Source organism: Streptomyces marinisediminis, assembly GCF_026262575.1.
Taxonomy (GTDB): Bacteria; Actinomycetota; Actinomycetes; order Streptomycetales; family Streptomycetaceae; genus Streptomyces; species Streptomyces marinisediminis.
On the sequence record NZ_JAPKFL010000009.1, the window covers coordinates 180,450 to 199,071 of the forward strand.

Here is an 18,622-nt window from a genome sequence, read left to right on the forward strand (position 1 = left end):
AGCGCGAACTGATGCACGACGGACTGCGCGCCGCCGAGGCCAAGGGCAGCAAGGGCGGGCGCCGCCCCGCCGTGGCGGCCGCGAAGACCGCCGACGTGCACGCCGCGTACCTGGAGGGCGCTCGATCGCCGCCCTTGCCCGCGACCACGGTGTCAGCCGCGGTGCGGATCCGTACGGCCGTCGCCGGCCCGATGCCCGGCCACGCCGGCATCGAGGAGGATGCCCCGGCGCCGGAGCTGCCGATCACTCCCGACATGCCGGGCAAGGTCGCCGACTTCCTCCGCGCCGCCGACCTGGAGCCCGCCGAGCGGGATGCGCTCGACCAGGGGGTGACCGTACGACGCGGCCAGGGCTACACCCTGCGCGTCACCGCCGTCCTCGCCATGCACCGCGGGCTCCTCGACCGCTGCCAGCCGCTCGTCCGCTGCCACGGCGTCCCGGCCCAGCGCAAGGCCCGCCGCGAGTACGAGAACCGCGTCGACACGCTCGCGGGCGGCATGGCGCAGCGAGCCGCCTGAACTCCGAGATCATCCCGTGGCGGGTCTCTGGCGTACCCGGGCCGTGCCCCCGTCACATCCTCACTCTCAGGCGATGCCGTCCAGCACGATCGGCGCCGGGGCGTGGTGGGCGCCGACCTCGACCGCGTCGGCCAGCGCGGCGACGGCGTAGTCGAACGCCTCCGGCGTGTCGGTGTGCAGCGTGAGCAGCGGGGCGCCCGCGCGGACGGTGTCGCCGGGCTTGGCGTGCAGCTCGACGCCGGCGCCCGCCTGCACGGGGTCCTCCTTGCGCGCGCGGCCGGCGCCCAGGCGCCAGGCGGCGACGCCGACGGCGTAGGCGTCGAGCCGGGTGAGGACGCCGGAGGCGGGGGCGGTGACCACGTGCCGCTCGCGGGCGACGGGCAGCTCCGCGTCCGGGTCGCCGCCCTGGGCGCTGATCATGCGGCGCCAGCAGTCCATGGCGGAGCCGTCGGCCAGGGCCCTGGCCGGGTCGGCGTCGGGCAGACCGGCGGCGTGCAGCATCTCGCGGGCGAGGGCGAGGGTGAGCTCCACGACGTCGGCGGGGCCGCCGCCGGCCAGCACCTCGACGGACTCGCGGACCTCCAGGGCGTTGCCGGCCGTCCGGCCGAGCGGGGTGGACATGTCGGTGAGCAGGGCCACCGTCCGCACCCCGTGGTCGGTGCCGAGGCCGACCATCGTGCGGGCCAGCTCGGCGGCGTCCTCGGCGTTCTTCATGAACGCGCCGGAGCCGACCTTGACGTCCAGGACGAGCGAGCCGGTGCCCTCGGCGATCTTCTTGGACATGATGGAGCTGGCGATCAGCGGGATCGCCTCGACGGTGCCGGTCACGTCCCGCAGGGCGTAGAGCTTCTTGTCGGCCGGCGCCAGACCGTCGCCCGCCGCGCAGACGACGGCGCCGACGCCGCGCAGCACGTCGAGCATCTCGGCGTTGGAGAGCTGCGCGCGCCAGCCGGGGATGGACTCCAGCTTGTCCAGGGTGCCGCCGGTGTGGCCGAGCCCGCGCCCGGAGAGCTGCGGCACGGCCGCGCCGCACGCGGCCACCAGCGGGGCGAGCGGGAGGGTGATCTTGTCGCCGACGCCGCCGGTGGAGTGCTTGTCGGCGGTGGGGCGCGGCAGCGCGGAGAAGTCCATGCGCTCGCCGCTGGCGATCATCGCCGCCGTCCACCGGGAGATCTCCGCCCGGTCCATGCCGTTGAGCAGGATGGCCATGGCCAGCGCCGACATCTGCTCGTCGGCGACGGCGCCGCGGGTGTAGGCGTCGATGACCCAGTCGATCTGCTCGGGGCTCAGCGTGCCGCCGTCCCGCTTGGTGCGGATGACGGAGATGGCGTCCATGGAACGTCCTTTGGCGAGGTGGGGGCGGGCGGATGGGGGTTGCGGGAGGCCGGCGGCCCCAGGCCGCTGCGGCGTCTCGCGGCCCGGGCCGCGGGGCGCCGACGAACCGGGCCGCGGGGCGCCGGCGGCCCGGGCCGGGGGGGTCAGCGCTCCAGGTCCGCGGGGCCGAACGCGTCCGGGAGCAGCTCGGACAGCGGGCGGACGCCGGAACCGGTGTCGACGGCCAGCTCGGGCCCGCCGTGCTCCCACAGGAGCTGGCGGCAGCGCCCGCAGGGCATGAGCGGGTCCCCGTTGCGGTCGCAGCAGGTGAAGTGGGTCAGGCGGCCGCCGCCGGAGGCGACGAGCGCGGAGACCAGCCCGCACTCGGCGCACAGGGCGACGCCGTACGCGGCGTTCTCCACATTGCAGCCGCTGACCGTGCGGCCGTCGTCGACCCGGGCGGCGGCGCCCACCGGGAACCCCGAGTAGGGGGCGTAGGCCCTGGTCATCGCGGCCCGGGCGGCCTGCCGCAGCGCGTCCCAGCCGGCCGTGTCCGCGGTCCGGTCGGCGCCGGTCACTTGCCCTCTCCCTTGCGGTAGGACCGTCCGTTGGCCTTGGGCATGCGCAGCCGTTGCGCCGACAGCGCCAGCACCAGCAGCGTCGCGACGTAGGGCGCGGCCGAGACGAACTGGCTCGGCACCTCGTCCACCGCGAGGTAGTAGCCGAACAGGCCGAGCCCGGCGACGCCCGCGATGAGCGCGGTGAGGTACTTGCGGCGATACAGCTCCCAGACGACGGCCACCGCCAGCAGGATCGCCAGGAACAGCAGCAGCGCGTGCACGTTGGTGCCGCCGCCGCGCAGGTTGAGGCTGTCGGCGTAGCCGAACAGGCCCGCGCCCATGGCCATGCCGCCGGGCATCCAGTTGCCGAAGATCATGGCGGCGAGGCCGATGTAGCCGCGGCCGCCGGTCTGGCCCTCCTGGTAGATGTTCGAGGCGACTTCGGCGAGGAAGACGCCGCCGAGGCCGGCGAAACCACCGGAGATGATCACCGCGAGGTACTTGTACTTGTAGACGTTGACGCCCAGCGACTCGGCCGCCGTGGGGTTCTCGCCGCACGAGCGCAGCCGCAGGCCGAAGCTGGTGCGCCACAGCACCCACCAGCTCAGCGGCACCATGGCGAGCGCGACGACGGTGAGCAGCGACAGGTTGGTGACCAGGCCGCCGAGGAAGCCGGCGAGGTCGGAGACGAAGAACCAGTGTTTGTCGTTGAGGGTGTTCATCCAGTCCGACAGCCCCGGCACCGTGATCGAGGCGATGTCCTCGATCGGCGGGGACTGCTTGACCGTGCCGCCGGACATCTCGGCGAAGGTGAAGCTGGAGAGGTAGCGCGTCACGCCGACGGCGAGGATGTTGATCGCCACGCCGGAGACGATGTGGTTGACGCCGAAGCTGACGGTGGCGATGGCGTGGATCAGCCCGCCGAGCATGCCGCCGACGATGCCGAAGACCACGCCCGTCCACGGCCCCCACTGCACGCCCGCCCAGGCGCCGAACCAGGTGCCGAGGATGAGCATGCCCTCCAGGCCGATGTTGATCACACCGGCCCGCTCGGCCCACAGGCCGCCCAGTCCGGCCATGCCGATCGGCACGGCCAGCCGCAGGGCGGTGGAGACCTGGCCGGTGGAGGTGATGCCGTGGGCGTCGGTGATGACGCGCACGAGCGAGAACAGGGCGAGGACGCCGGCGATGACGAGCATCCACTGGGCGAGCGTCAGCCTGCGCCGGCCGGCGGGTTCGCGCGGCGCGGACGCCGGCTTGGTGAGGACGGCGGTGCTCATGCCGAGGCCCCCTTGCTGAGGTTCTGGTGGTGGGCGCCGGACTGCGCGGCCAGCTCCTCGCCGACCCGCTGCTGCTGGCGGCGCAGCCCGTACCGGCGCACCGCCTCGTAGCTGACCACGACGGCGATGACGATCAGGCCCTGCATGATCGTGGCGATCTCCTTCTCGTAGCCGTTGTAGTCGAGCGTGGCCGAGGCCTTGTCGAGAAAGGCGATCAGGAGGGCGCCGAGCGCGATGCCGAGCGGGTGGTTGCGGCCCAGCAGCGCGATGGTGATGCCGGTGAAGCCGATCCCCGCCGGGAAGACGAGGCTGTAGGTGTGGGAGTCGCCCAGCAGCACGGGCATGCCCGCCAGGCCCGCGACGCCGCCGGAGATCACCATGGAGGTGAACACCATGCGCTTGGCGTCGACGCCGCTGGCCGCCGCCGCGCTCGGGCTGGCGCCGGTGGCGCGCAGGTCGAAGCCGAAGCGGGTGCGGTTGAGCACGACCCAGTAGACCAGGCCGAGCAGCGCCGCGACGACGATGAAGCCGTAGATCTCGCCGCCGGGCCCGGCGTCGAGGTTGGGGAACCAGCCCGAGCGGGGGATCTCCCCGGTGGTGAGGTTGTTGCCGCGCTGCTCGCCGAACTGGTCGGGCAGCACCAGGAAGGCGATGATGCTCGTCGCGATCGCGTTGAGCATGATCGTCGAGACGACCTCGCTGACGCCGCGCGAGGTCTTCAGCAGCCCCGCGATGCCGGCCCAGAAGGCGCCGACGAGCACCGCGACGAGCATGATGAACAGCACGTGCAGCACCGGCGGCAGCGTGACGGCGGCCCCCGCCACGGCGGCGATCATGGCGGCCAGCCGGTACTGGCCGTCCACCCCGATGTTGAACAGGTTCATCCGGAAGCCCACGGCCACCGCGAGCGCCGCGATGTAGTACGTCGTGGCCTGGTTGACGATGAGCACCTGGATGTCGGCGTTCGCCGCGTACTCCACCATCAGCACGTACGGCTCGACCGGGCTGCGCCCGGAAACCAGCAGCACGGCCGAGGTCAGCGCGATCGCCACGGCGAGCGCGAGCGCGGGGCCGCCGACGGCCAGGACCAGCCGCTCCGTATCGATGGTCCGCGACGGACGCTTCCGCGCGGTCCCCACCGGCATTCCGCCGTCGGTCATGCGTCGTTCTCCTCACGCCCGTCCCCGGCCTCGGGCCCGGCCGCGCGCGGCTCCTCGCGCGGCGCGGCGGGCTCGGCGGGGGAAGGGGACTCGTGCTCCAGGTGTCCGGAGGCCGCACCGGTCATCGCGGTGCCCAGCTCCTCCGGGGTGATCGTGGCGGGGTCCGCGTCGGCGACGAGCCGGCCGCGGTACATCACGCGCAGGGTGTCGGACAGGCCGATCAGCTCGTCCAGGTCGGCGGAGATCAGCAGCACGGCCAGGCCCTCCCGGCGGGCCGCGCGGATCTGGTCCCAGATCTGCGCCTGCGCGCCGACGTCCACCCCGCGCGTGGGGTGGGCCGCGATGAGGAACCGCGGGTGGTGGCTCATCTCCCGGCCGACGATCAGCTTCTGCTGGTTGCCGCCGGACAGCGACCCGGCGGTGACGTCGATGCCGGGGGTGCGCACGTCGTAGCTCTCGACGATCCGCTCGGTGTCGGCGCGGGCCGCCTTGGGCGTGAGCAGGAACCCGTTGCTGTTGGGCTTCTCGGTGACGTGGCCGAGGACGCGGTTCTCCCACAGCGGGGCGTCCAGCAGCAGGCCGTGGCGGTGCCGGTCCTCGGGGATGTAGCCGACGCCGCCCTCGCGCCGCCTGCGGGTGGCCCAGCGGGTGACGTCCTCGCCGCTGAGGCGGATGGTGCCGGCGTCCGCGTGGCGGGTGCCGATGAGGGCGTCGATCAGCTCCGTCTGCCCGTTGCCCTCGACCCCGGCCAGGCCCAGCACCTCGCCCTCGCGGATGGTGAGGCTGACGTCGTCCAGCACCGTGCGCTGACCGTGCTCGGCGTCCCGCGTGTGCAGGGTGAGGCCGGAGACGGTGAGCACCGGCGTGTCGCCGACCGTGGACTCGCGGGTCTCCGGGGAGGGCAGCTCGCTGCCGACCATCAGTTCGGCGAGCTGCCTGGTGGTGACGTCGCCCGGGTCGACGGAGGCGACGGTGGTGCCGCGCCGGATGACGGTGATCTCGTCGGCGACGGACAGCACCTCCCCGAGCTTGTGGGAGATGAAGATGACGGTCAGACCCTCGGCCTTCAGCTCGCGCAGGTTGGCGAAGAGGGCGTCGACCTCCTGCGGCACGAGCACGGCCGTCGGCTCGTCCAGGATCAGCGTGCGGGCGCCGCGGAAGAGCACCTTGAGGATCTCCACGCGCTGCCGGTCGGCGACGCCGAGGTCCTCCACGAGCGCGTCGGGGCGCACGCCCAGCCCGTAGGCCTCGGAGATCTCCCGGATCCTCGCCCGGGCCCTGCCCCCGATCCCGTACAGGTGCTCGCTGCCCAGCACGGTGTTCTCCAGCACCGTGAGGTTGTCGGCGAGCATGAAGTGCTGGTGCACCATGCCGATGCCGCGGTCGATCGCGTCGGCCGGGCTGTGCAGGGCGACCTGCTCGCCGTCGACGGCGATCGTGCCCTCGTCCGGCCGCTGCATGCCGTAGAGGATCTTCATCAGGGTCGACTTGCCCGCGCCGTTCTCGCCGACGATCGCGTGCACCGTGCCCTTGCGGACGGCCAGGTGGATGTCGTGGTTGGCGATGACGCCGGGGAAGCGTTTGGTGATGCCGGCCAGCTCGACGGCGGGCGGACTGCTGGAGGCGTTGATGGCGCACTCTCCTCGGGGCTAAGGAGCGGGCTCGAAGGGGCGGGGGCTTGACGCGTGGGCGACGCTATCGCGCCGCACGGGCGGTCAGGCACCGGCTACGCGCGTAGAGTCGGCCCGGGGCACACCGCTGCTCCCGGCCCCTGAGGGGCCGGCGGGCGCGGCGCGCCGGGGGTGGTCGACCGCGGGTACGGGCCGGCCCGGGCCGGTGAACGCGAGGGGTGGCGTTCACCGGCGTCCGGGCCGGGGCCGTGCCGTCACCGTGGCTGCGGACAGCCGCCGGTCACGGGGTCTGGCGCACCTCGATCTTGCCGGAGACGATGTCCTCCTTGGCCTGTGCGACGGCCTCGGTGACCTCGGTCATCTCCCGGTAGGCCGGGTTGGAGTCGGACAGCGCCACGCCGTCGGCCGACAGGTCGTAGCGGATGACGCCGCTCTGCGGGTCACCGTCCTCGACGGACTTGATCAGGCCGTAGACGGCGTCCGGCACGTCCTTCGTCATCGAGGTGAGGATGTGCTCCTTGTACTGCGCGAGCGTCTTCTGCTCGTACTGGTCGGAGTCCACCCCGATGACCCACTCGTCGCGCTCGGCGACGGCCTCGATGACGCCCTGGCCCGCCAGGCCGGCGGCGTGGTAGATCACGTCGGCGTTCTGGTCGAGCTGGCCGCGCGCGGCCTCCTTGCCGAGATCCGGCTTGGAGAAGCCGTCCATGTCCGGCGGCTGGGTGAGGTACTGCCGCTTGATGTCGATGTCCGGGTTGGTGGCCTTGGCGCCCTGGACGTACCCGGCCTCGAACTTCTTGATCAGCGGCACCTCGACACCGCCGACGAAGCCGATGACGTTCGTCTCGGTGGCCTTGGCGGCGGCGACACCGGCCAGGTAGGAGCCCTGCTCCTCGCTGAAGACCATGTTGACGATGTTGTCGCCCTCGACCGTCGCGTCGTCGATGAGGCCGAACGTGACGTCCGGGTTGGCCTCCGCCGCCTCCTCGATGGCGTCGGCGTAGGCGAAGCCGACCCCGATGACCGGGTTGTAGCCCTGGCGGGCCAGCTCCTTGAGGCGGCTGGCCTTGTCCGCGTCCGACTCGCCGTCGGAGGGCTCGATGTCCTGGCCCTCCCAGCCGAACTCCTCCTCGGCCCGCTGGAGGCCGGCGTAGGCGGCGTCGTTGAAGGACTGGTCGCCCCGGCCGCCGACGTCGTACGCGATCGCCGCGCCCTTGTCGCCGGAGGACTCGGTGGAGGTGCCGCCGCACGCGGCGGTGGTGAGTGCGAGAGCCGCGGTCGCCGTGACCGCGGCGGCAAGCTTGGTGACCCGACGCAAGAGGAGGTCTCCTTCGACTCTCAGGGAGCGCCTCTTCCGGCGCTGGCTCTCCGGCTCAGAGTAACGCGCGTAGATTCCACGTAAAGACCTGGCTGACGTCCGTTATCTATTTGGTGCGCTTCGCCCCGACCGACCCCCCACGGGCCGGGCGGGGCCAAGCGCGGCCACCCGCCCCCACCCGCCCCGACCTGCGGCGCGGGGCGGGCCGGGACGCCTGCCCGCGCGGCCGGCCCGCCCCGGCCCGCGCAGGTCGGCCGGGGCGGGCCGGCCCGGCGCGGGCGGGGCGGGCCGCCGGGGTCAGCGCGTGCCGTCGGCGGGGGCGGCGTCCAGAAGGGCGGCCGCGGTGAACAGCTCGACGCCGACCGGGATGGCGCGCTCGTCCGCGTCGAAGTCGCCCTGGTGGATGTCGCGCGGGGTGGGGTCGTTCGGGGTGCGCACGCCGAGCCGGGCCATCGCGCCGGGGACGTGTTCGAGGTACCAGGAGAAGTCCTCGCCGCCCAGGGACTGCTCGGTCGTCTCGACGGTGTGCGCGCCGCGCCGCGCGGCCATCGCGTTGCGCAGCAGCTCCGTGGTGGTCGTCTCGTTGACGACGGGCGGCACGCCGCGGATGTAGTCGATCTCCGACTTGGCCTGGTGCAGCGCCGCCACCTCGTCGACCGCGGCGTGCACGACGTCGGGGGCCGCGCGCCAGGCGGGCAGGTCCAGGCAGCGCACGGTGCCGGAGAGCTCGGCGCGCTGCGGGATCACGTTGGGCGCGTGCCCGGAGACGATGCGGCCCCAGGTCACGGCGAGCCCGGCCCGGGTGTCCACGCGGCGGGCGAGCAGCGCGGGGACGTCGGTGACGACGCGGGAGGCGGCCGTCACCAGGTCGGTGGTCAGGTGGGGCCGGGCGGTGTGGCCGCCGGGGCCGGAGAGGGTGACCTCCAGCCGGTCGCAGGCGGAGGTGATGGCGCCCGGACGCAGGCCGATGCGCCCGGCGTCCACGCGCGGGTCGCAGTGGACGGCGATGATCCGGCCCACGCCGTCCAGCGCGCCGCTGTCGATCGCGTCGGACGCGCCGCCGGGCAGCACCTCCTCGGCCGGCTGGAAGATCAGCCGGACGGAGTGCGGCAGGCGCCCTGCGCGGGCGAGGCCGGCCAGGACGAGCCCGGCGCCGAGCACGACGGTGGTGTGCACGTCGTGGCCGCAGGCGTGTGCGCGGTCGGGCACCGTCGATCGGTAGGGCACCGTCTTGGTGTCCGGGATGGGCAGCCCGTCGATGTCGGCGCGGAAGGCCAGCACGGGCCGGTCGCGGTCCCGCGCGTCGGCGCCCCCGGGGTGGACGTCGCAGATCAGCCCGGTGCCGCTGTCGAGCACGCGGGGGCGCAGCCCCGCTTCCCGCAGGCGCGCCTCGATCGCGGCGGTGGTACGGAACTCCTGGTGGCCGAGCTCGGGGTGCATGTGCAGGTCCCGGCGGAAGGCGACGAGTTCCCGGCGCAGCGCGTCGGGCAGGGTCCCGTCCAGGGGCGGCTGCGTGGCGGTCCCCCTGGAGGACTTGGGTGACAGCAGTTGGTTCACCCGACCGAGCGTATGCCCCCGGAGGGCCGAACTGACCGGCGATCATGCAAAGTTCAGCCACACAGGGGAAGAAGTTGTGGGCCGGGCCGTGCATACGTCCATACTGAGATGGGTATGCCCAAAGGTTCGCGGCGTTCCCGTCTGCGGCCCCCTGCCCGTTACGCCGGTTTCTCCGGGTGCAGCCGGTGCGCCCCGCGCGCGGTGTCGGTGACACCGGACAGGAAGCCCCGCGCCCGGGGGGAGGCGCCCTCGGCGAGCCACGCCGGGTCCACGTCGCACACCGCGACCCGTACGCCCGTCCCGGCCAGGGCCAGCGGCAGCGTGTGCACGACGGTGGACGGGAAGCTGAGGATGGTGCGCGCCACCGGTCCGCGCCGGGCGACCAGCTCCAGCGGGAGGTCCGGGCGGACGATCTCCAGCCCCGTCTCCACCGCGATGCGGTGCAGCTTCTCGGTGCGCTCGCGGCGGTGCGCGAAGTAGCGGACGGCGCCGTGCGCGCGGGTCAGCTCCGCGACGGCGGCGACGTAGCGGTCGAGGTCGACGACGCCGGTCTCGGCGAGCGAGGTGCCCACCAGGTCGGTGCCCGCTATGAGCGTGGGCGGCCCCAGCCGCGCCCGCGTCCAGGCGAAGGTGTTCTCGGTGACGCCGACGTGCTCCGGCGGCCGCACGGGCATCGCGCTGAACAGCTCCACGCGCCGCCCGGCCCCCGGGGCGAGCCGGCGCCGGGCCCGCGCGGACACGGGTGCGAACAGCGCGGCCCGCGCACCCCCCGTGCCGCCCCGGTGCCACCGGGTGAACCGCTTCGCGCCGCCGGCGAGCTGCGCGGTGAACTCCATCGTGGCGGTGCCGTCGTCCACCACCGTCACGGCGGCGGCGTCCCCGGCGAGCGCGAGCAGGAGCTGCACGTAACGGGAGAAGGGGTCGCCGATGACCAGCCGCCGGGCCGCGCGCAGCGGCCGCGCCAGCCCGGCGACCGTCTTCAGCGGCGCGCTCGCCCCGCCCCTGGCCTCCGACCACTCCACCGCGTGCCCCTCGTCCCGGGCGAGCTGCGCCATGCGGCGGAGCTGGCCCCGGGTCATCGGGTCGTGCGGCGGCAGGACGACGACGGTCAGCCCGCCGGGGTCGGCGTCCACGGCGCGGGCGTGCGCCCACTCCAGCACGTTGAGGAGCTGGACCGGGCTCTCCACGAAGGCCAGGGTGCCCCCGGCCCCCGCCCGGGGCGCGCCGGGGCGCACCGGGTCGGGGACGGCGGCGTCGGCTCGGCCGGTCATCGCGGGTCAGACCGCCGCGGGCTCGTGCGCGCCCGCCCGCGTCTCCTCGGCCTCGGCCACGACGCCCTTGACGCGGCGCAGCTTCTTCATCGGCGCCAGCTCGCTGTCGTAGACCTTCTTCACGCCGTCACCGAGGGAGGACTCGATGGTGCGGATGTCGCGCACCAGGCGGGCCAGGCCGCCCGGCTCGACGGAGGCCGCCTGGTCCGAGCCCCACATGGCGCGGTCCAGGGTGATGTGGCGCTCGACGAAGGTGGCGCCCAGCGCGACGGCGGCGAGCGTGGTCTGCAGGCCGGTCTCGTGGCCGGAGTAGCCGATCGGCACGTTGGGGTACTCGGCCTGCAGGGTGTGGATCATCCGCAGGTTGAGCTCCTCGGCCTTGGCCGGGTAGGTGGACGTCGCGTGGCAGAGCAGGATGTTCTCGCTGCCCAGCACCTCCACCGCGTGCCGGATCTGCTTCGGCGTCGACATGCCGGTGGAGAGGATGACGGTGCGGCCGGTGGCGCGCAGGGCGCGCAGCAGCTCGTCGTCGGTGAGCGAGGCGGAGGCCACCTTGTGGGCGGGCACGTCGAACTTCTCCAGGAAGGCGACGGCCTCGGTGTCCCACGGGGAGGCGAACCAGTCGATCCCCTTCTCCTTGCAGTACTCGTCGATCTTGCGGTACTCGTCCTCGCCGAACTCCACGCGGTGGCGGTAGTCGATGTAGGTCATGCGGCCCCAGGGGGTGTCGCGCTCGATGTCCCACTGGTCGCGCGGGGTGCAGATCTCCGGGGTGCGCTTTTGGAACTTGACGGCGTCGCAGCCGGCCTCGGCGGCGGCGTCGATCAGCGCGAACGCGTTCTCCAGCTCACCGTTGTGGTTGATGCCGATCTCGCCGGTGACGTAGACCGGCCGGCCGGGGCCCGCGGTCTTGGCGCCGAGGGTGCGGAGGCGGGGGTTGGGGGTCATGGGAGGTTCCTTCTGGTCGATCGTGTCGAGCGGGTTGGGCGCTGACGAGGTCGGGGCGGGTCGGTCGGTCGGGAGGCGGTCGGGGGCGGGGGTCGGTGGCTTCGGACGCCGGGGCGGTGCCGGCCCGCGACGGCGGGTGCGGGCGGCGGCCCCGGGCGGCTCAGGTGGACGGCTGGAGGGTGGGGCCGAGCAGCCAGCCCGCGATCTCCCGGACGGCGCCGGCGCCCCCGGGCGTGGTGGTGACGGCCCGGGCCGCGCCGCGGACCGCGCCGTGCGCGCTGGCCACCGCCACCGGCCAGCCGACGAGGCCGAAGCAGGGCAGGTCGTTCACGTCGTTGCCGACGTAGAGCACGCGCTCGGGCGCGATGCCCTCCGTCTCGCACCACTGCTTGAGCGCGAGGTCCTTGCGGTCGATGCCGTGCAGCACCGGCAGCTTCAGCTTCCGGGCGCGGGCGGCGACGACCGTGTTGACCTCCGTGGACAGGATCAGCACCGGCAGCCCCGCGCGGCGCAGCGCGGCGATGCCCAGGCCGTCGCCGCGGTGCACGGCGACGCTCTCGCGCCCGTCGGAGTCGACGTACACCCGGTCGTCGGTCTGGGTGCCGTCGAAGTCCAGGACCACGGCGTCCACGTCGTCGCGGGTGGGAAGGGCGCCGGTCGCGGTGTCCAGCAGCGGCGCCAGCGCGCGGGCACGGGCGAGGTCGTGCGGGTCGTCGACCTCCAGCACCCGGGCCGGGTCGGTGCGCACCAGGTCGGTCCGGCCGAAGAAGCGGTGCCCGGCGGCGCGGAAGCCGTCGGCGCGCATGGCGTAGGCCGCGCCGGTCTCCAGGTGGTCCTGCGGCCGGTCCTGGCGGCGCGGCCGGTGCGCCTTGTCGTGGTTGACGCCGGTGCCTCCGGTCCCGGCACCGCCGGCACCGGCGTCCTCGCGCCAGACGAAGCCGTGGAACGGTGCGACGGTCAGCGCGCTGTCGGCCCCGCCGCGCAGGACGGCGGCGGCCACCCCGGCGACGTCCGCGTGGTCCACGAAGGGACTGGTGCACTGCACCAGGAGCACCACCTCGACCGGCCGCCCGTGCTGCGCCTCGAAGGCGTCCATGGCGTGCAGCACGGCCGCCTCGCTGGTGGCGGTGTCACCGGCGATCTCGGCGGGCCGCTCGACGGCCAGCGCACCGGCCTCCCGGGCGGCGTCGGCGATGGCGGCGTCGTCGGTGGAGACGACCACGTCGGTGACGTGGTCGGCCGCCAGGCACGCGCGCACCGCCCGGGCCACCAGCGGCACGCCGCCGACCGGCGCGAGGTTCTTGGCGGGCACGCCCTTGGAGCCGCCCCGGGCGGGGATCACGGCGAGGACGGTGGGTGGCACGGTGGCTCCTTGGCTGTTCACGGATGCCGAGGGGGTCGGCCGGACGGACGTCACAGGCCCCCCATGCGGCGGATCACGGGCGCCACGCGCTGGACGCCCTGGCGGTAGGCGCCCCGGGCGGCCCGGCGGACCACGCGGCGCGCGGCGCCGCCGACGCCGCCGGCCGGGGCCCCGGCGGCGGACGGGTCGGGCGAGCCGTCCGGGGACAGGCCGTGCCGGGCGAGGATGCCGGGCAGGTAGCCGCCCGCCGTGGTGGTCGTGTAGTACGGCGCGACGGGCGGCAGCTCGGCGCACAGCAGCTCGGCCAGGCGCTTGCGCGCGGTGTCGAAGGCGGCCTCGTACGGCTCGTCGGCGGCGACGCCCTGCCGGGCCGTCCACTCCGGGTCGGCGCGCGGCACCTCGCCCGCGTCCAGCCGGTCCCACGAGGTCAGGCAGCCGGAGCCGACGAAGTAGTGGTTGCCCAGGGACTCGCGGACACCCAGGTCGGTGAGGACGGCGGTGGGGACACAGCGGTGCAGCGACTCCAGGGCCGCCGTCGAGCTGACGGTGACCAGCAGGTCGGTGCGGTCCAGCACCTCGCCCATGTGGCCGTAGACCAGCCGGCAGTTGATTGGCAGCCCGCCCGGCAGGCGCTCGGCCAGGCGCTGGTAGGGCAGCTCCTCGACGTGCGTGGTGTGCTCGCCCGGCTTGCTGCGCAGCTTGATCAGCACCTCGCGCCCGGGGTGCTTGCGAGCGTGCCCGACGGCGCGCCGCAGCAGGTAGAGGCGGTCCTGCCGGGTCTCCGGCACGGACGGCTGCACCGCGAAGGTCACGGTGTGGGGGCGCTCGTCCGACGGGGTGTACCGCGCGCCGCCCAGGAAGGGCAGGGCGCACTCGACGACCCCGTCCGTCCCCGCGCCGACGCCCGCGTACACCGCGCGGAAGCGCTCGGCGTCGTAGGCCGAGTTCGCCAGCACCATGTCCGCGCCGTGCCGCAGCAGCAGGCCGTCGGTGAGCTTCTCGTAGACGACGCCCACGTACCCGGTGACGACGGTGGGGCGCCGCTCGCGGCCCCGCCACTGGTGGGCCAGGCCGTGCAGCATCGCCTGCACCGTGCCGCCGACGCAGGAGAGCAGCACGACGTCGTAGGCGTCCGGCTGCCCGGCCGCGGCGAGGAACCCGGAGGCGGTCACCTCACGGGCGTGGGCGCCGCGCACCCCGGTGTCCTGGAGCTGGCGCTCGGTGGGCGTGGCGCGGCCGCGCAGCAGCATGCCGTCGATGACGGCGGTTCCCTGGGGCTCGACGAGGCGTTGCGCGGTGAGCGCGCCCCACTTCCACCGGGTGTCGGAGTCGGCGAGGACCGCGATGCGCAACGGGCGTTCGGCGGCCTCGCGGTTGGTGAGCGATGGCACGTCGCTGACGCTAGGAACCGATTCCGCTGCACGGCCCAACGCGAGGGCAACAGACGGTTAACAGCGGCCCGCCTCTTGGCCAACGAGCCCGCGAGAACGCCGAGTTCACCACAGGTGTGGCCGGAGTTCACCATCCGTTCGCCGTACGGGCGCCGTGCGCCGTCCGGCGGCGGGCGCGGCGTTACCCACTCGTTCACCCGTGCGGTGCCGGGGCGGGGGCCGGGCAGGGGCGCGGGGGCGCCGGGGCTTCGGGCGCGGGCGCGGAGAGCGTGGAGGCGGGCGGGGCGCTGAGCCTCACGAACCCGGAGAGAGATGGGGCGCGGGCGGGATCGGGGGAACAAATCCCGCCCGCGCCAATGCGCGGACCCGTCGGTACGGGGGGAACCTCGGGTAGCGCGCTCGCCGATGACCAGTCGGCTCACTCTTTACAGCGTCGGGGTGTCGAAAAACGTTACTCCTTGCGCTGCGGGAGGTGAATCCGCAGCTCAGAGCGGGTCGGAGACGGGTGAGGCCGACGGGACGGGAGTGACCGCGGGGCTCGGCGCGGCGGACGGGCCGACCGGCGAGGGCGTACCGGACGGCGTCCCCCCGGGCACGCCACCGCCGCCGCCGCTCTCCGCGCCACCGCCGCTCCCGGGACCGTCGCCGCCTTCCGCTCCGCCGCCGCCTTCGAGGCCGTCGCCGCCCTCCAAGCCGTCACCGCCCTCCAAGCCGTCACCGCCTTCCAGGCCGTCACCGCCCTCCAGGCCGTCACCACCTTCGAGGCCGTCACCGCCCTCCAGGCCGTCACCACCCTCCAGGCCGTCACCACCCTCCAAGCCGTCACCGCCGGTGCCTGGGTCCGGGCCTCCGGGGCCGGGAGCGGCGGGGTTGCCCGGGGCGGCAGGGTTGCCCGGAGCCGGGGCCGGGGCGGGGGCGCCGTGGGTCTCGCAGTAGCGGCTGGCGTGGGCGCCTCCGCCGGCGGCCCGGTGGAGGCGCTCGCGCCCGGCCAGGTCCAGGGTGCCGTTCGCCAGGGCGCGGCACAGCGCCTGTACGGCCTGCCCCTCTTCGCCCAGGGGCGGGAGCGCGCCGGGCGGGGCGGGCCAGCGGCTGATCCCGGGACGGTCCTCGCCGCCCCGGCCGCCGTCCACGGGGCCGCGCGTGCCGGTCCGCCGGCGGTCCTCGCCGGGGCCCCCCGCGGAACGCCCGGCGGCCTCCGGGCCGGCGGCGTCGCCGGAGCCGCCCGGGTCCGTGGCGGTCTCCGGCCCGCGCGGGTCGCCGCCGGACCGGGCGGAGCCGTCCGGGCCCCCGGCCTGGTACCCGGACGCCGAGGGCGTGCCGGACACCGTGGTGCCGGGGATCGGCCGCTCGCGGGCGGGGCCCTCGAAGGGGGCTTGCAGGGCGCCGGTGGTGGCGGCCACCGCGACCCCGCCCAGCGTGCAGCCGGCCAGCACGACGGCGAGGCCCGCGCGCAGCGAGCGCCCGCCGTGGAGCAACGCGCGTCGACCCACGCCGAGGCCCGAGGCTCCGCTCGCTCGCGCGCCGGTTCCGTCGCGGGCGGCGCGGAAGGCGGCCAGGGCGTCGGCCTCCCCGGCGACCTCGTCCGCACCGGCGCCGTCCGGGACCAGGTGGCCCAGGACCGTGGCGAGGCGTGCGGTGCGCTCGTCCGCTGCGGCGGCCGTCGCCCCTCTGGGGGGCTCGGCGCCCTCGTCGGCGGCGTCTTCCCCGGGTGTGCCCGGTCGCAGCCCGCGCAGCAGTCGCTCCGCGGCCTCCTCGTCCAGCCATGCGTACCGGTCGTCGGCCATCACGTTTCCCTCAGCGTTGGGGCCGCCCTTCCCGTCACACTTCGCGATTGGTTCACCGGCTGATCAGGAATGGTTCCTTCCATCCCGGGAGTCTCAGCAGCCCCGTCGAGCAGTTCCGCCAGCTTGCGCAGCCCGCGGTGCGCGGCGGTGCGCACGGCTCCGGCCCGCTTGCCGAGCACCTCGGCCGCGTAGGTGGCGTCCAGACCGACGACGACCCGCAGCACGACGGCCTCCGCCTGCTCGCGCGGAAGCTGGGAGATGAGCTCCAGCGCGCGTCCGGTACCGATCGCCTCCAGCGCCTCGTCGGCGGTGTCGGCGGTGTCCGGCAGTCCGGTCAGCTCGCTCTCGTCGCCGCCGACCGCCGGGCGCCGGCCCCGGGCCCGCAGGTGGTCCAGGGCCCGGTTGCGGGCGATGCGCGCCGTCCAGCCGCGGAAGCGGTCGGCGTCGCCGTGGAAGCGCTGGAGGTCGCGGGCCACCTGGAACCAGGCCTCCGAGGCCACGTCCTCCGCGTCCGGCTCCGGCACGAGCGTCCGGACGTAGCCGAGCAGCCGCGGCTGCACGGCGCGGTACACGGTGCGGAAGGCGTCCTCGTCACCCTCCTGTGCCGCGGCTACCGCGGCGGTCAGCTCCGCGTCGTCCCCCTGCACGCTGCCCTGCCCTACTTCGCGTCGTCTTCGACAGTGACGGTCCCGGCGGCGCCCCTGGCCGGGCGCCGCCCTCACTTCAAGGAAAGTTCAAGCTTCGACCAATGTCGACGCGAAGCAGCACGCTAAGCCCTCCGGGGTACCGCCGTCCATGCCGGATCGGTGAGTACTTGAACTTGCATCTGTACTTGCATCTGTACTTGCACGCGTTCTGGGTGGCGCGTAACACATTCGGCCCCGCCGACGCAGAGATGAGTACGGGCATGCCTGCGCAGTCCGTGAACGACGGCGGCCGGGGTCTCTCCTGTGGGGGGTGGCGACCCCGGCCGTCTCGCGTTCCGGCCCCGGGGAAGCGGCCTGACGTGCGACGACGCGACGCCCACGCTTCCACGCCCCCGGCAACTTCACCGCGCGCCGGACACCACACCCGCGCTCGCCCGGCCCCAGCGCCCAGCAGGCCCGGACACCCTGGCCCCACCCACCGCGACCCCTGACGCACCCCGCCCCCGACCGCCGCGGGCCCTGACGCGGCCGGTCCGTGGCGTACCGCACACCGGCGGACGCGGAACCACTCGCCGCGCTCCTCCCTTCCGCGCCGCCCGCCTCCGACAGCCACCCCCGGCGGCCACCCCACTGGGCACGCCCGGCGTCCTCCCCGGAGGCGACCGGCTGGGCGACACGGGACGCCCCGAAGGCGCCGGGGCAGTGCGGCGGCGGGCTCCACTCGGCCCCGGCTCCACTTCCACACGCCGGCGTCGGGAGGCGGGCCCGGTCCGCTCGGTGGCGGGGGGACGGCAACCGGCGCGTTCCCCCTGGACGCGACTGCCGTACGCGGCGCGCGTAGGGCGCCCGGAACCCTGCCCTCCCGCGCCGGGCTCAGGGTGCGGGGGCGGTGGAGGGGGTCGTCTGGGTCAGGACGCACTGCCAGCCGGTGCCGTGGCGGACGAAGACGTCGGTGGACCACTCGTCGGCGACGTGCCGTTCGCCCAGGGGGTTGCAAGTTCCGGGATCGCGTGGCTCCCCGCGCCCTGCGGGAGTTGACGCTGCAACAGCACAGGCACGAGACCGGTGATCACCGGTGTCTACGCCAGCTGATCACATTGAGGCCCCGTGCCTGCCGCTCCAACCTCCCGATCCCTGCCGCCCTGGCGAAACGGGTTCCACCTCACCAGCACGGCACCGATTGTCTGCGCGCCCTCCTCCAGCGCGTACCCCACCCGCGCTCGTGTCGCGGGCGGTCGTGCCCCTGGTCTGTGTGCTGCTGACCTGCACCTGCACGGCCGTCTCCGGTACCCGGGCCATCACCGAGGCCGCCGAATGGGGCCAGCCTGCCCCGCCACGGTGCTCGAACAGCTCAGCACCCGCCGCCACCGCTCGGGCATCACCGCGCCTTGTCCTCACGCCGCCTTCACCCGGCTGTTGGCCGCCCTCGACGGCGCTGCCCTGGATGCCGCGATTCGCCTACCTGGTCGAACGCGGCCACACTGAAGTCGGCGGCACCGGCTCGGCGCCCAGGTCGGCGAATCGCGGTGGACGGCAAGGCACTGTCCGGCTCCGCGCACCGAGCCGGCGCCACCGACACCTGCTCTCCGCCGTCGTCCTGGCCCAGCGGAAGGTGCCAAGACGCACGAGACGACCGCCTTCTGCCCGCTGCCGGACCTACTCGATCTGGCGGGCGCCGTGGTTGCTTTCGACGCCCTGCACAGCGTCACGGGCCGGGTGCACCGGCTGGTGCAGGAGAGAAATGCCCACTACTTCGCGGTGATCAAGGGACACCAGCCAACCGCGTTGGCCCAGGTCATGTCCCTGCCATCGGAGCAGACACCCGTCGCGCACACCGTCTGCGGGAGAACCCGGGGCCGGGACCGGGCGGCGGGAGCCCT

General features: G+C 74.5%; 14 protein-coding genes and 1 pseudogene. 2 read left to right on the forward strand and 13 right to left on the reverse strand.

The window, feature by feature from the left end; all coding sequences use genetic code 11:
• Nucleotides 1–11 precede the first annotated feature (11 nt).
• Nucleotides 12–518: a resolvase gene (locus tag OSB71_RS10305; RefSeq protein WP_265946705.1), complete on the forward strand. Its 507-nt coding sequence runs from the start codon at nt 12–14 to the stop codon at nt 516–518.
• 66 nt (nt 519–584) lie between these two features.
• Here OSB71_RS10305 and OSB71_RS10310 read toward each other — a convergent pair whose 3' ends face one another.
• The 13 genes from OSB71_RS10310 to OSB71_RS10370 all read right to left on the reverse strand — a co-directional run bounded on the left by OSB71_RS10310 (nt 585) and on the right by OSB71_RS10370 (nt 16,742).
• The gene (locus OSB71_RS10310) at nt 585–1,853 is read right to left on the reverse strand and encodes a thymidine phosphorylase (protein WP_265946707.1); all 1,269 of its coding nucleotides are present in this window, start codon (nt 1,851–1,853) and stop codon (nt 585–587) included.
• 143 nt (nt 1,854–1,996) lie between these two features.
• Nucleotides 1,997–2,410, reverse strand: a complete 414-nt coding sequence (locus tag OSB71_RS10315) for a cytidine deaminase (RefSeq protein WP_416237234.1) — start codon at nt 2,408–2,410, stop codon at nt 1,997–1,999.
• The gene (locus tag OSB71_RS10320; RefSeq protein WP_265946709.1) at nt 2,407–3,672 is read right to left on the reverse strand and encodes an ABC transporter permease; all 1,266 of its coding nucleotides are present in this window, start codon (nt 3,670–3,672) and stop codon (nt 2,407–2,409) included. Before OSB71_RS10320 ends, OSB71_RS10315 begins: the two co-directional genes overlap by 4 nt.
• Nucleotides 3,669–4,832 carry an ABC transporter permease gene (locus tag OSB71_RS10325; protein ID WP_265946711.1) on the reverse strand — a complete coding sequence of 388 codons (1,164 nt, stop codon included), beginning with the start codon at nt 4,830–4,832 and terminating at the stop codon, nt 3,669–3,671. The genes OSB71_RS10320 and OSB71_RS10325 overlap by 4 nt, the downstream gene beginning before the upstream one ends.
• The gene (locus OSB71_RS10330) at nt 4,829–6,463 is read right to left on the reverse strand and encodes an ABC transporter ATP-binding protein (protein ID WP_265946760.1); all 1,635 of its coding nucleotides are present in this window, start codon (nt 6,461–6,463) and stop codon (nt 4,829–4,831) included. Before OSB71_RS10330 ends, OSB71_RS10325 begins: the two co-directional genes overlap by 4 nt.
• A 280-nt stretch (nt 6,464–6,743) precedes the next feature.
• Complete coding sequence (locus tag OSB71_RS10335) at nt 6,744–7,781, reverse strand: BMP family lipoprotein (RefSeq protein ID WP_265946713.1); 1,038 nt, start codon at nt 7,779–7,781, stop codon at nt 6,744–6,746.
• Nucleotides 7,782–8,078: 297 nt separating this feature from the next.
• On the reverse strand, nt 8,079–9,338 hold the full coding sequence (locus OSB71_RS10340) for an amidohydrolase (RefSeq protein ID WP_416237235.1): 1,260 nt from the start codon (nt 9,336–9,338) through the stop codon (nt 8,079–8,081).
• 158 nt (nt 9,339–9,496) lie between these two features.
• Nucleotides 9,497–10,609, reverse strand: coding sequence for a hypothetical protein (locus tag OSB71_RS10345; protein WP_265946715.1), 1,113 nt, complete (start codon nt 10,607–10,609; stop codon nt 9,497–9,499).
• A gap of 6 nt (nt 10,610–10,615) precedes the next feature.
• A complete protein-coding gene (locus OSB71_RS10350) occupies nt 10,616–11,557 on the reverse strand; it encodes an N-acetylneuraminate synthase family protein (RefSeq protein ID WP_265946717.1) in 942 nt (313 codons plus the stop codon).
• Between the two features lie 160 nt (nt 11,558–11,717).
• Nucleotides 11,718–12,920, reverse strand: a complete 1,203-nt coding sequence (locus OSB71_RS10355) for an acylneuraminate cytidylyltransferase (protein ID WP_265946719.1) — start codon at nt 12,918–12,920, stop codon at nt 11,718–11,720.
• A gap of 50 nt (nt 12,921–12,970) precedes the next feature.
• Nucleotides 12,971–14,311 (reverse strand): DUF6716 putative glycosyltransferase, encoded by a 1,341-nt coding sequence (locus OSB71_RS10360; protein ID WP_265946721.1) that lies wholly within the window; start codon nt 14,309–14,311, stop codon nt 12,971–12,973.
• Between the two features lie 485 nt (nt 14,312–14,796).
• Nucleotides 14,797–16,095 carry a hypothetical protein gene (locus OSB71_RS10365; protein ID WP_265946723.1) on the reverse strand — a complete coding sequence of 433 codons (1,299 nt, stop codon included), beginning with the start codon at nt 16,093–16,095 and terminating at the stop codon, nt 14,797–14,799.
• Nucleotides 16,095–16,742 (reverse strand): RNA polymerase sigma factor, encoded by a 648-nt coding sequence (locus tag OSB71_RS10370; protein WP_265946725.1) that lies wholly within the window; start codon nt 16,740–16,742, stop codon nt 16,095–16,097. The genes OSB71_RS10365 and OSB71_RS10370 overlap by 1 nt, the downstream gene beginning before the upstream one ends.
• A 1,677-nt stretch (nt 16,743–18,419) precedes the next feature.
• Here OSB71_RS10370 and OSB71_RS10375 point away from each other — a divergent pair.
• Nucleotides 18,420–18,622: pseudogene (locus OSB71_RS10375) on the forward strand (ISAs1 family transposase); the annotation flags it as partial.